At 57.7% G+C, this 13,636-nt stretch carries 8 protein-coding genes; 1 reads left to right on the top strand and 7 read right to left on the bottom strand.

The window, feature by feature from the left end:
• Positions 1-344 precede the first annotated feature (344 nt).
• Both CYPRO_RS01280 and CYPRO_RS01275 read right to left on the bottom strand, forming a co-directional pair.
• Entirely contained in the window at positions 345-1,589 is a 1,245-nt protein-coding gene (locus tag CYPRO_RS01280; RefSeq protein WP_114982805.1) for an MFS transporter, read from the bottom strand.
• Between the two features lie 645 nt (positions 1,590-2,234).
• Positions 2,235-4,445 (bottom strand): Tex family protein, encoded by a 2,211-nt coding sequence (locus CYPRO_RS01275; protein ID WP_114982804.1) that lies wholly within the window; start codon positions 4,443-4,445, stop codon positions 2,235-2,237.
• 190 nt (positions 4,446-4,635) lie between these two features.
• Between CYPRO_RS01275 and CYPRO_RS01270 the strand changes: the two genes are divergently transcribed.
• Positions 4,636-5,541 carry a metallophosphoesterase gene (locus CYPRO_RS01270; RefSeq protein ID WP_114982802.1) on the top strand — a complete coding sequence of 302 codons (906 nt, stop codon included), beginning with the start codon at positions 4,636-4,638 and terminating at the stop codon, positions 5,539-5,541.
• Between the two features lie 148 nt (positions 5,542-5,689).
• Here CYPRO_RS01270 and CYPRO_RS01265 read toward each other — a convergent pair whose 3' ends face one another.
• The 5 genes from CYPRO_RS01265 to CYPRO_RS01245 form a co-directional block, all read right to left on the bottom strand.
• Positions 5,690-7,462, bottom strand: coding sequence for an efflux RND transporter periplasmic adaptor subunit (locus CYPRO_RS01265; protein ID WP_114982800.1), 1,773 nt, complete (start codon positions 7,460-7,462; stop codon positions 5,690-5,692).
• A gap of 56 nt (positions 7,463-7,518) precedes the next feature.
• Entirely contained in the window at positions 7,519-8,883 is a 1,365-nt protein-coding gene (locus CYPRO_RS01260) for a TolC family protein (RefSeq protein ID WP_114982798.1), read from the bottom strand.
• Positions 8,876-12,676, bottom strand: a complete 3,801-nt coding sequence (locus CYPRO_RS01255; RefSeq protein ID WP_114985650.1) for an efflux RND transporter permease subunit — start codon at positions 12,674-12,676, stop codon at positions 8,876-8,878. Before CYPRO_RS01255 ends, CYPRO_RS01260 begins: the two co-directional genes overlap by 8 nt.
• A gap of 150 nt (positions 12,677-12,826) precedes the next feature.
• Positions 12,827-13,351, bottom strand: a complete 525-nt coding sequence (locus tag CYPRO_RS01250; protein WP_124245474.1) for a hypothetical protein — start codon at positions 13,349-13,351, stop codon at positions 12,827-12,829.
• A 46-nt stretch (positions 13,352-13,397) separates the two neighbouring features.
• Entirely contained in the window at positions 13,398-13,616 is a 219-nt protein-coding gene (locus tag CYPRO_RS01245) for a heavy-metal-associated domain-containing protein (protein ID WP_114982794.1), read from the bottom strand.
• Positions 13,617-13,636: the final 20 nt, after the last annotated feature.

Here is a 13,636-nt window from a genome sequence, read left to right as displayed (position 1 = left end):
TAGGTTAGGTTGGATGTTGTGGGGCGCACGATAGAAACAATCCCGCTATAAAGCAACACAGCCGTGAGCCGGCAGGCACCTCCCGAATGTGGGGAAACCTGACCCGGCTTAACGGATTGTACGATGTTCGTTTATTTTTTGGGGGAAACTCCTCGAACATCACGGTCTTTCGTAATAGATTGTGAGTTCCCAAGTCAAAGATGAATCCCTTGCTTTTTTTGTTCGTGCAGGGAAACAAAGCTTCACCAACCCAGCGGACTCCCCATCCCAAATGACGATCATCCTGCACCATCCGCAACTGCCGGTGCGCACACCAGCTGCCTGCCCATTCCCTACGCTGAATTTCATCCCATTTCGGCTTTCTCGCGCTTGGCAACCGTGAAAAGCCAGAGCGTACCCGTGAGCATCAGCCCGGTCGAAAAGGTCAGAATGGCTGTCTGCAGGGTGATAATCCCGAACTCAAGCAGCAGCGATACCGCAAGGGTCGACAGCGACTGTGATACCGTGAACAGCAGAAATTCCGAACTAAAAACGCGACCCCGGTACGTATCCGGGGTACGCTGTTGCAGCAATACTGTGCTCGACACCCAGTTGGCCCCCGAAGCCACGTGCGAGAGAAACACCAGCCCCATCATCATCCACAAAGAAGTGGTAAGGCCGACACCAAAATAGAAAAAGCCGGCTGTCATCATCATCGCGCCCATGCCGGCAACCCAGCGGCGGTCGTTGAGCATAAATTTTCGGTGCAAAACCGGACCAACCGCAGTTCCCGCTCCCCTTGCGGCATACAACAGTCCCAAACCCGCGCTGCCCATCAGCAGCACCTGATCTGAAATCAGGATGAGCATGTACACAAGCCCGCCCATGAAGACGGTCATCGCCCCCTTCGCCATGGCGGGCCGGTACACGGGACCCGTCCGCCAAAGGTAGCGGTAACCATCCATAATACCCTTCACCGGATTTTTAAGGGTTTCCAGGGTTTCGGCATCGCGCACATGCGGGATGGTCGCGCGGAAAATAAAAATCGTGCTCAGAATATAGCCGACACCATTCATCACAAAAACCGCGTCTGTGCCAAAAGCCGCAGTTGCGAGTCCGCCAAGCCCCATCCCGCTGGTAAATATGATACTCCACGACATATTGGACAGGATGTTGGCCCGCACCAGCTCCTCCGGAGAAGTGATGTTAGGAATAGATGATTGCTTGGCGGGTTCAAACACCGCGGCAAACATCATCTGCACGGCGGTCATCACATAGATCAGCCACAGCATTTCAGGCTCACGGACAAACAGGAAGCTCAGCACCGCAAAACCGCGTCCGAAATCACAGACAATCATGAGCATCCGCCGGTCAAAGCGGTCGGCGATGTATCCCGCAAACGGCGAAAACACCGCAAAACTCATCATCTTAATCACAATGATGAGTCCCAGCAAAAGTTCTGAAGCCGAAAACTCAATAATGAGCGCGTACACAGCCAGCACACCAAACCAGTCGCCCAGGTTGGAAACAATCTGTGAGAACCACACCCGCCGGAAATTGGCATTGGTGCGGACAAGCCGGTAATACGGATTTTCGGAAAAGCTTTGCAAGAAAAGACGTTACGGGTTGAAGTTAGCGAAGCTTGCAGAACGACTTGTCATGCGTAATGATTCCAATCAGACCTGCAGACAAAGGTAGCCCGCATTATTCACAATTAAACAGAGTTTATTTGCTAAATGTTAGTTTAAATTTGGCTTAGTGAAAAACACCGGTAGCTCAAATTAGCGTGTGGTTTAAAGACTGCGCACCGAGCTAAGCGACTCCCAAGAAGTGCACCGAGCGAAGCAATTCCCGCGCAGCGAAATTTCCCCGCTGGCTTCGCCTTGCCAGCAGGAAAATTTCCTGGTGAATAATGCGGGTTAATGCGGCCGTCGGATACCTGCGCATGGAGGCGGGTAATAAAAATTCTGTTTGATGATTGATGGTGGTGTACAGGACGTACCTGCGGCACGCTAACTTTTCTCATTCCAGGATTTCTACCGACAGGTTGCGTCCTACCAGGCACTTTTATTGCCGATCCGTTGGGTCTTGGATTGGGCGGGATTTGTGCGCGGTACGGTGGGCGTGGTGACGTGCCATTGCGGGATTTTGACGGGTGACCACGAGGGGGGATGTGTCAATACGGTATTTGTTGCTGGTGCTGGATTCAGATGGCGAACACAAGGGGCGACCACGAGGGTCGCCCCTACTAGGACCTACACGCGTTTGAGGCCGATGCGTTGGCGCTTAATATCGACTGTTGTGACTTCCACTTCGATGATGTCGCCAACGGCTACTTCTTCGAGGACGTTTTCGACGCGCTTGCCGTCGGCCCGCATTTGGGAGACGTGCAGCAGGCCGTCTACCTTTACGCCGATATCCACGAAGGCGCCGAAATCGACGACGTTTCGGACTGTGCCCTGCAGGTGGGTGCCTTCGTGCAGGTCTTCGATTTTGAGGACGTCCTGACGCAGCAGCGGCTTGGGAAGGTCCTCACGCGGATCGCGGCCTGGTTTGAGCAGGTTTTCGATGATGAGGGCCAGGGTCGGCTCGCCGATTTCGATTTCGCGGGCGAGCTCGCTAACCTTAAGATTACGAAGCTTGAGCGGCAGCAGGTCTTTCTCATCAGGCAGGCGGGTGAGGTCGATGCCAAGCTTGTCGCACAGCTTTTGGGTGGCCTCGTAGCTTTCCGGATGAATGGCGGTGTTATCAAGCGGATTGCCCGATTCCGGGATGCGTAAAAAGCCCGCGGCCTGCTGGAAGCGGAAGGGTCCAACGCCGGGTACATCCTGTAGCTGATCGCGGCTCTCGAAGCGACCGATTTTGCTCCGGTGCGCCACAACTTTCCTCGCGATGGTTTTGCTCATGCCCGACACGTAGGTCAGCAAAGCAGCACTTGCAGTGTTGAGGTTCACGCCCACGTGATTTACGCAGCTTTCGACCACATCACCCAGCCCGCGGCTGAGCTTGACCTGATTCACATCGTGCTGATACAGGCCCACGCCTATGGACTTCGGATCAATTTTCACCAGCTCGGCGAGGGGATCCTGTACACGGCGTGCGATGGAGATGTTGCCGCGCTGTGCTGCGTCGAGATCGGGAAATTCTTCCCGGGCCTCGTCACTTGCCGAGTACACGGAAGCGCCGGCTTCGTTGGTGACGAGATAGGCGATTTCGAGTTTGGGATCGGCTGCGCGCATGTCGCCGATGAGTTCGGCCACGACCTGTTCCGTCTCCCGGCTGCCGGTGCCGTTTCCGATCGCAATCAGGTCAACCTTGTATTTTTGTATGAGGCGACCCAGCGCGACTTTCGACTCTGCAATTTTCGAGAAGGGCGGGGTCGGGAAAACGGTCGTACCTTCGAGATAGGCGCCGGTCTGATCCACGACCGCAACCTTGCAGCCGGTGCGGTAGCCGGGGTCTATGCCCATCACAATTTTGGTGGAGAAGGGCGGCTGAAGCAGCAGGTTCCGCACATTTTCGGTGAACATGCTGATGGCATGCTCGCCTGCCGCCTCTGACAGCTCATTGCGGATTTCGCGGCTCAGCGAAGGATAAAGCAGCCGTTTCCAGCTGTCTTCGATGGCGTCTTCGAGCTCCTCCACAAAAACGGAATCGTCGTTGGTAATAATCAGGTTGTCGATTTCCTCGAGGGTGCGCTCTTCCCACAAATCAATCCTGGCGCTCAGCACGCCCTCCCGCTCGCCCCGGTCGATGGCAAGCACCTGATACGGCTTCACGTACTTCACCTTGCTCTGGAAATCGTAGTAGGTTTCGTAGGTGCCCTTTTCGTCGGCAGCATCATCTACTTTTTTACAGACAATGCTGGCAAAATTGCGGAGCTGATCGCGCAGCATTTCGCGCACTTCGGTGTGCTGACTCACGCGCTCGGCCACAATATCGCGGGCACCGGCGAGAGCGGCTTCCACATCCGGCACGTCCTTTTCGGCATCTACATAGTCGGCGGCAATGCCTTCGGGCTCGCCTTGGGTTGTTTCCTGAAGCCAGATGAGATCGGCCAGGGGCTCAAGTCCGCGCTCGATGGCGACGGAGGCGCGGGTTTTGCGCTTGGGCTTGTAGGGCAGGTACAAATCCTCGAGGGTGTTGAGTTCGGTCGCAGCGCGGATGGCTTCTTCAAGCTCGGGAGTGAGTTTCTCCTGCTTTCGGATACTTTCGAGAATGGTCTCGCGCCGCTGTTCGAGCAGCCGGCGGAATTCAAGCTCATCGCGAAGGTTGCGGAGCTGTACTTCGTCGAGTCCGCCGGTCACTTCCTGCCGGTAGCGCGCGATAAACGGGATGGTTGCGCCTTCGTCAAACAGCTCAGCGGCTTTGCTGACCTGTTTCACGGAGAAGCCAAGCTTCGTAGCTACGGTAATCAGGATTTGGGTTTCGGTTGCAGCGGCTGTATCGGTCAGGGATTCAGACATGTGAAGAAAGATCGTAATTCAGTGAAAAATCAGGTTCAGTAATTGGGATGGCAAATATACCACAAACCCGCCTGAAGCCTAAACCATGAGCCTGTAAAAATGACACTCTACCCTGATTCTGCCGCGCGTTTCGAAGTCAAATTCGCTATTCTATAATCAAAGCTTTTTTTTTTAACCCTAACAAAAACGTATGGCAGACATTCAATACGACCTCATCGGGGATATTCACGGGCATGTGCTCGAACTGCGGCAGCTGCTTGAAAAACTCGGCTACCGCGAAACCGGGGAGAGCTACATCCATCCCGACAAAAACCGAAAGCCCCTGTTTGTGGGCGACTACATTGACCGCGGGGAGGAATCGGTCGAGGTGCTCGACCTTGTAATGCACATGGAGCAAAACGGCCGCGCCCGCGCCCTGATGGGCAACCATGAGTACAATGCGCTGTGCTTCCACAGTACCGGCAGCTCGGGTGAGCCGCTGCGCTCCCATAACGATAAACACATCAAACAGCATGAAGAGACTTTGAGCGCGCTTGACCGGCACGCAACCTCTTTTTCGGCTTACCGCGACTGGCTCTTCTCCCTCCCCCTGTTTTATGAGGATGATGAATTCCGGGCCGTTCACGCCTGCTGGGATGACACCCGCATTGCGTACCTGCGTGACCGCATGGGCGGCAGCCGAATAAAAGAATCCCTGCTGGAAGAATCCGCCCAACGCGGTTCCGAACTGTATGAGGCGGTGGAAATCGTGCTCAAAGGCCGCGAGATAGATTTGCCCGATGGGCAGTTTTTTTACGACAAAGACGGGCACATCCGCTATAACATGCGCATCCGCTGGTGGGAAAATCCTGTGGAATCCACCTACAACGGACTGCGCGTAAAACCCGATTGCGACTGCGGCGATATGCCTGTCCCCCGCGACCTCCTCCCCGACCTCTGGTATTACAAACCGGATCAAAAGCCCGTCTTTTTCGGTCACTACTGGCTCGAAGGTCAGCCCGCGCTCTTCCGCGAAAACGTGTGCTGCCTGGATTACAGCGTTGGCAAACAAGGCACCCTCTTGCAGCCTACACCTGGGACGGCAAGCCAGAGCTAAGGGCCGAAAATCTTACGGCGGTGAAGCACCGGGTACACGGGTAAAAATTGGGGCGAATAAGCCCATCAGCCCTGAACAACGCATTAGCATGTTCAGGGCTGGGCGGGGAGGATGCTGTCGCGGGTTTGAAGGTGAAATGGATCTTCATCTACTCAATACGCGCAATCACATCCCCGCACATGAGCATAATTTCGGGGAGGTAGGGGTTCATGATGGGCTCCTCGGCGCTGAGCCAGTGTCCGCCTTCGTCGTTGAAGGCCATAGGGCAGTACTGATGGTACACGACCCCTTCGACGCCGAAACGCCGGACGGCTTCGACCATGCCGTCGGAGAGGTGCCGGAACTGTGCACGGCCTTCTTCGATATCGCCGGCGGCGAGCAGCAGGTTAACATGCGCATCGAGGGTACGCCAGAGCTGCCGCCAGGTATGCACCATATCTGCCGGAAGCTGCGCGCGTTCGGTTTCCTGAAGCTGCTGCTGAAAGGTTTCGAAGGCCCGCACTGAGCCGGTAAAGTCTGACTCGACGTAGGCTTCTTTGCCTTCGAGGTAGCTGCGGGTGAGCTGCGTGAGCGACAAGCGGAAGGCTTCGGGCACATCCCGGAAGCGGCGTACTTCGGCATGGTCGCCGTGCCCCTGACGCACGGGCTGCAGGCCCGGACCGCGGTTCATCATGCTGAAGCGGTCGGCCAGCTGAAAGGCGCTGTCGAGTTTAAACGCGCCGCTGAACACAACGCGCTCACCGGCTTCAAGACCGTCTTCAATCACAAAGAAATCACCGGCGCGCTTGCCGAGGGTTACTTCGCGGCTTTCAAAGCGCGGGGTTTCGGCATCGGTATCTTCCACAAAAACGACCGAGCGCGGACCGGTCCACATCACGGCGCTTGCGGGCACCATGAGGGCCGCCTCAGACTGCGTTACGCGCAGCGTGCCGGTAAGCAGCTGACCGGGGCGAAGGGCGCCGTCCGCGTTGGCCATTTCGGCCCGGACCCCGGCTGTGCGGGTCGCGGCATCAACGAGCGGATCAATAAAGGTAACGACCGCGCGGTGTTCGCGACCGGGCTGCGAGCGCGTGCTGAAGGTGACTTCAGTGCCGGTACGCAGCCAGCCGAGGTCTTCTTCCCAGGCTTCGAAGCGCAGCCAGACGCGGGAGAGATCGGCGAGCTCAAGCAGGACGGTTCCCTGACTGACGTAAGCACCCTGCTCCACATTGCGGCGCATCAAAATACCGCTGACCGGCGCGAAGATTTCGAGCTCCTGCCGCACGCTGCCGCTTTCGAGAATGGCGTCGATTTGGCTCTCGGAGATTTCCCACTGCAGCAGCCGCGCCCTTGCCGCGCGCAGCAGTTCGGGATGCTGTGCTTCCAGGCGTTTGGCTTCAAGCAGCTCCTGCTGTGCACTTACAAGCTCAGGGGCATAGACCCGTGCGATCAGGTCGCCGCGGTTGATTTGTGCACCGGTTTCTGTAGTCCGCAGGTAGGTGATGCGCCCCGGGAAATGCGCGCTCAGGCGGTGCAGGCGCCGTTCATCCGGAACCACGCGACCGGGCAGCCGCAGCTCTCGCACCGGCTGTGCCAGCATCACTTCCGTGGTGCGGATTCCGGCGAGATGAACGGCGGCCTCGCTCATCGAGAGTTCGAAATCGCCGCCGTCATCGGCAGAGGCGGGAATCAGGTCCATGGCGCAGATCGGACACAGGCCAAACTGATCTTCACGGATGGCCGGGTGCATGGAGCAGGTCCAGATCGTTTCTTCCCCGGCCTCCTCCCCGTTTGCATGGTCGTGATTGTGCGCATGATCGTGATGTACATGCGCATGTCCGTTGTGATCTCCATGACTGCCGCCAAACAGCAGCCATCCCAAAAATACGCCGGTAACTAGCACAGCGCTGAGCAGCAGCAAAGTTTTTTTATTCCATTCCATGGTTCAAAAAATCAAAGGGTTATCGTAATAAAATCAGTAGTAAAGGCTTATGAGACTTAGCGCAGATCCCGGACAAGCGGAAGCCATGCGCCGGTTTCGCGCTCGATACGGGCGAGTTCGCGTTCGGCCCTGAACCATGCCTGCAGCCGCGACTGCCGGGCATCCAGCCATTCCCGGCGGAGCTGCAGCAGCTCACGGAACCCGGTATCTGATGCCGCATAGCTCTCGAGTTCCAGGCTGTACAGCTGCGAAAAACCGGTGAGAAGCTCCTCGTCGTAGAGCGCCATCTCCCGACGGGCTTCCCGCCAGGTATTGAGCTGCTTCTCCGCCTCAGAGCGGATGCGCAGCAGGGCCGCCTCACGGCTGTATTCGGTTGCCCGCCTCCCGGCTTCAATGGCGTCGCGGCGGCCGTCATACTTGCCACGCCACAGTGGTACCCGCACGCTTGCCATCAGAAAGAAGGATTCGTTCATGGACGGCATCATGTTCATGGTGCCGTAATCGCGGCCCATCACTTCAAAACCCAGACCAAATTCGGGCATGCCCATCAGCCGGTTTTGCTCTGCGGCCTGCTTTAGCGCCCGGCTTTGCTGCACATACAGCTGCAGTTCCGGCCGGTTCTCCGCAAGGTTTCGGGTGATGTGCTCCCAAGCCGCAGGAAGTTCCCGCTCCGGCACTTCAACTGTGAGCGTCAGTTCGCTATCCGGGTCACGGCTGAGCAGGCTGTTGAGCCGGACATACATCGGATGACGGGCTTCTTCAAGATTTTGAAGCTGCGTCCGAAGCCGGCTGCGCTCCATACGCAGCGCGATACGCTCGGACTGCCGGGCAAGACCGCTTTCATGCCGGGCTGCCAGCCAGGATTCAAGCTCTTCCAGCAGGGCGACTTCTTCCTGTAGCAAATCTTGCCGGTAGCGGTTCTCTGCAAGGTCAAGCCAGGCAAGCTGCACCTCGAGGATCAGGCCCAGTGCGGTTTCGAAATAGCGTTGTTCTTCTGCGCCGCTCAGTTCACGCTGCTGCTGTTGCGCTGCCGTGTAGTAGCCAAACCACGGAAACATCTGCATGGCTGAAAGCGTGAAGCGCCCCGGTACAGTGCTGCTTTCGGCGGGATTGAGGAAATAGCCCAGGTTAATCTCGGGATCGGGCAGGGAGCGGACTTCCTGTTCACGCGCCTGCTGCGCTTCAATCTGTGCCTGATTCACGGCCAGCACCGGACTAAACCCGAGGGCTTCGAGCATGAGCGCCTCAAGCTCGGCAGGGACGCCGGGCGCTGCAATCTGCGCCTGAACCGACGTTAGCTGACCCGCAGCAAGAAGCCCGGACAGGAGCAGGAAGCTCATCATCATCCTGCAAAAAAACATCCTGCCTTTACGCAGCTTATGCCGGTTGTTTTTGATGTTGACGTTGGCTGATTTACGCATGGTCAGTTTCCTTCAGTTGTGGGGTTTCGGGGGAAGGGGCCGCGAAAAGCTGTGGCCGGTGTTCGGCAACCATCGCGTAGAGGATGGGCACGAGAAAGAGTGAGAGCAGCAGGAAGAGCACGCCCCCGAACAGCGGGATGGCCATGGGCGTCATGATTTCGGAGCCACGTCCCGGTGAGGTGAGAATGGGCAGCAGTGCGAGCAGGGTTGTCGCGGTCGTCATCAGGCAGGGACGCACCCGGCGCAGGCCCGCTTTGATGGCGGTTTCGATGATGGCGGCCCGGCCCTGCGGACGCTCCCGCGCAAAAAATTGCCGCAGGTAGGTCGCCTGCACCACGCCGTCATCCACGCCAATGCCGAACAGGGCGAGGAAGCCGACCCAGACCGCCACGCTCAGGTTCACGGTTCCCATGCCGAACAGCGCCCGGATGTCCGCCCCAAACAGGCTGAAGTTCATAAACCAGGGCTGCGCCCAGAGCCAGAGCATGAGAAACCCTCCTGCCCAGACCAGCGCAATGCTGCTGAAAATGATGCCCGTTTGCGTGGCAGAACGGAACTGAAAATAAATGAGCAGGAAGATGAGCAGCAGGGTCACCGGTATGATTACCAGCAGCCGCTGAGCGGCCCGCTGCTGATTCCGGAACTCGCCTTCAATCACGAAACTGACGCCTGCGGGCACATTCAGGCTGCCGTTGCGGATGTTGCGCTGCAGGCTTCGCTCCACATCGGCGGCCACTTCAACCGCCGAAAAGCCTGCCATGGCATCGAAGGTGACGTAGCTGTTCAGGAAGGTGTTTTCACTCCGGATACTCATCGGACCGGTCACGAAGCGGATGTCGGCGAGCTGTCCCAGCGGGATCTGACTGCCGTCGGGCGCGGGCACCAGCACCCGTGCAAGAGCGTCGGGATTGTCGCGGTACTCACGGGCGTAACGGACCCGAACATCGTAGCGGTGACGGCCTTCCACGGTTGTCGTGAGCGGCATCCCGCCGATGGCGATGGAGATGACTTCCTGCACCTGCTGTACGGTCAGTCCGTGCCGCGCGAGGGCGTGTCGGTCAAGATCAATTTCGAGGTAGGGCTTTCCGACCACCCGGTCCGCGAAAACCGATGCGGCACGAACACCGTCCACACTCCTGACGAGCCCTTCAAGTTCGCGGGAAAAATCATCTATCGTTTGCAGGTCCGGCCCGCTCACGCGAATGCCGATGTTGGCGCGCATGCCGGTTTGCAGCATGATGATGCGGGTTTCGATGGGCTGCAGTTTCGGGGCAGAAGTTACGCCAGGAATGGTTGCAGCCTGCACGACTTCGTTCCAGATGTCATCCACCGAACGGATGTGATCGCGCCATTGCCGGTAGAAGCGTCCGCGGCGGTCGGGGATGAGGTCGCCGTTTTCATCCCGCACAAAGTTTCCTTCGCGGTCAACCTGAAAGCGCACGCGCCTGCCGCGGTCATCGAGCTTAAACTCCGGCAGGTAGTTCACCACATTTTCAAACATGGAAATCGGGGCCGGATCAAGGGCCGACTCCACCCGCCCGATTTTGCCCAGCACGCCTGAGACCTCCGGAATGGAGGCGACGCGCATGTCCATTATCTGCACCATTTCCGCGACTTCGGCCATACCGGCATGCGGCATGGTTGTGGGCATAAGCAGGAAGGAGCCTTCATCGAGACGCGGCATGAACTCGCGGTTCAGTCCCGGAAACGTCTGCGCTGCCGACTGCCAGCCGCTACTGCTCCGGATATCCCAGCCAACGGACTCCGCCACACTTGCCGGTGCCTGAAACAACCGGTCGAAGCCGAGCCAGGAGAGTCCGCCCAGCAGAAGCAAAAGGGCAGGAAGTACAAAGAAAAGCGGCTTCCGGTACATAAAGAAGCGAAGCGCGCGTGCATATCCGCGCATGAAGCCCCAGAAGGTGAGCAGCACCAGCGCAATCACCGCTACCAAAAAGAGGGTGTTGAGGAGACGGCTGTTTTCAGCACCGAGGGGCAGCCAGCTGTCTGACATCAGCCAGCTAAGTCCCAGCACGATGATGACGGTGTTGGCCAATCCGGTGAATTTTTCGGATAACAGCTCCGGAGTGAAGGTGCGCAACAGGGCCGTGATACCCAGCCCGAGGAGGATAAAACCAGCCCAGGGCTGCACCCAAAAGGCCGCGATGCCAAGTATGACGAGCAGCACGCTTCCCGATTTGCGAAGAAGACCGCTGTTAAAGTTGCGTGTAAACAACCATGATGCAAAGGCAGGAATGATGGTGAGTACGATGATGAGGGCCGCCACCAGCACAAAGGTTTTGGTAAACGCCAGCGGACCGAACAGGCGGCCTTCCTGTGCTTCCAGCAGAAATACAGGCAGGAAGCTGATGATGGTCGTGAGCAGGGCGGTGACCACGGCCGGACTCACTTCCTGCGCGGCACGGGCGATGACCTCCATCCGGCTTTCCCCGGGATTGGCCTCCTCAAGCTGCCGCAGCATGTTTTCGGTGAGGATGATGCCCATATCCACCACCGTCCCGATGGAGATGGCGATACCGGCAAGCGCTACGACGTTGGCTTCAACCCCGAACCAGCTCATAAGGATGAAGGAGATGAGCACCGCAACCGGCATCAGCGCGGAAACCAGCAGAGCCGCGCGCAGGTGCATCACAATCGCGATGATGACGATGAGCGTGATCAGGATTTGCAGGCTGAGTGCCTGTTCGAGGGTACCGAGGGTTTCGAGAATGAGCTCGCTGCGGTCGTAAAACGGCACGATGCTGACCTGCGACCGGGTGCCATCCTCCAGCACACGGACAGGCAGACCCGGCGCAATTTCATCCATTCTGGCTTTGACGGCTTCAATCACCTGAAGCGGGTTTTCCCCGAAACGGGCTACGACTACGCCGCCGACGGCCTCGGCCCCTTCGAGGTCAAGCATCCCCCGGCGCTGCGCGGGTCCTGTGCTGACTTCCGCCACATCCCGTATCAGCACCGGCACATTGTTGGTGACGGTCACAACGCTGTTTTCGATATCCTCCAGGCTGCGGATGTAACCGAGGCCCCGCACCACGTACTCCGCGCGGTTCATTTCGAGGGTCCGGGCGCCCACATCGAGATTGCTCTGCCGCACGGCGTTGGCAATCTGCGTGACGGTTACCCCGCGCTCCCGCATGCGCACGGGGTCGATATCCACCTGATACTCCCGCACAAAGCCGCCAATGCTCGCGACTTCTGCCACGCCGGAGGCCGAGGAGAGGGCGTACTTCACCTGAAAATCCTGAATGCTGCGGAGCTCATCCAAATCCCAGCCTCCGGCAGGATTGCCGTCCGGGTCGAGGCCCTGCAGGGTGTACCAGATCACCTGCCCCAGCGCAGTTGCGGCGGGTCCGAGCGTAGGCTGAACGTCGCCCGGCAAAAGTGCTGAGGGCAGCGCGCTGAGCTGTTCGAGGATGCGCGCGCGGCTCCAGTAGAAATCAACCCCGTCCTCAAAGATGATGTTGATGGCCGAGAAGCCGAACATGGAGTTGCTGCGAACAGTCCGGACGCCCGGTAAGCCGAGGAGCTGTGTGGTGAGCGGGTAGGTGATCTGGTCTTCGATGTCCTGCGGGGAGCGCCCGGGCCATTCGGTAAAGACGATCTGCTGATTGTCGCCGATATCGGGGATGGCGTCAACGGCGACCGGGTTTCGGGGCCAGATACCCAGATCCCAGTTGAAGGGGGAGGTTGCAAGCCCCCAGCCGGTGAGCAGCAGCAACAAGAGTACGGCAATCAGCCGGTTTTCAATAAAAAAACGAATCAGTCGGTCAAGCATAAGCTGCAAAATTGAAGTGAAAAAAGCGTTACACACACATCACCATAAAAACAGCGTACCGCAGCTGACGGACAGAATGCGGGCTGTTAAGATGAAATTGTGCGGGATATCGGGACTGCGGGAGGGCGGTGCAGTCCGGCTTTTCTCATATCAAATGAGGTAGCAGCAGTAGGCTACGCGCAGCGGAAGGGCGGCTGCGAGAGAAGGCTTTTGATTTGAATCAGCGTGCTGAAGGCGTTCATTGACCGCTTCTGAACGGGTAACCTTAGCAACGAAGTTCAGGAAGAATGATACGTGAAGCTTTACCTGAGCTTCAAGCTGTAGTTTCTCAAAACCGGTTCTTGGTACAACAGCGGGGATGGCAGCGGCAGCAGCGTCAGAGGCGTCGATCCAGCAGTCGCAGGCCGCGCAGCAGGATGTGGAGGCTGCAGCGGTATCACAGCCCATTCCGTTCTGTGTCGGGATGAAGGCCTGGTAACCATCAAAGACCGACCCGTTCTGAACCGTATGCTGAGGCTGAAGACGTTCCTGATTATCGGACGGGCAACAGCTCATTTGTGTTGCAGCTGCGGTGTTTTTACGCGCCAGTTCAACCGGACATTCTCCGCCCCAAAAACCAGCTGCGGCTTCCCCAACGGGTGCCAGCAAAAAAAGCATCATACTCAGAAGGAGCATGATGCTGATTTTCGGGTGGTATGTCTGACCGGTAAGAAGCATGCGATCAGTTAACTACATCCGGGCCTTTATAGGTGAAACCAGTTGCTTCCACAATTTCTGCAACCATGGCTTCGGTTACTTCGCCGGCAATCATCGCGATACCATTCACGTGATCGACTTCGGCTTTCTGAATCTGAGGGTGCTTCTCGAGTTGTTTTTTGAGGCGGGAGGAACAACCATCACAGGTCATTCCTTCCACGCGAATATTAATTGTATCTTCCATAATAACTGAGACTTATTTAG

Source organism: Cyclonatronum proteinivorum (assembly GCF_003353065.1).
Taxonomy (GTDB): Bacteria; Bacteroidota; Rhodothermia; order Balneolales; family Cyclonatronaceae; genus Cyclonatronum; species Cyclonatronum proteinivorum.
This window is presented reverse-complemented; position numbering and strand designations above follow the sequence as displayed.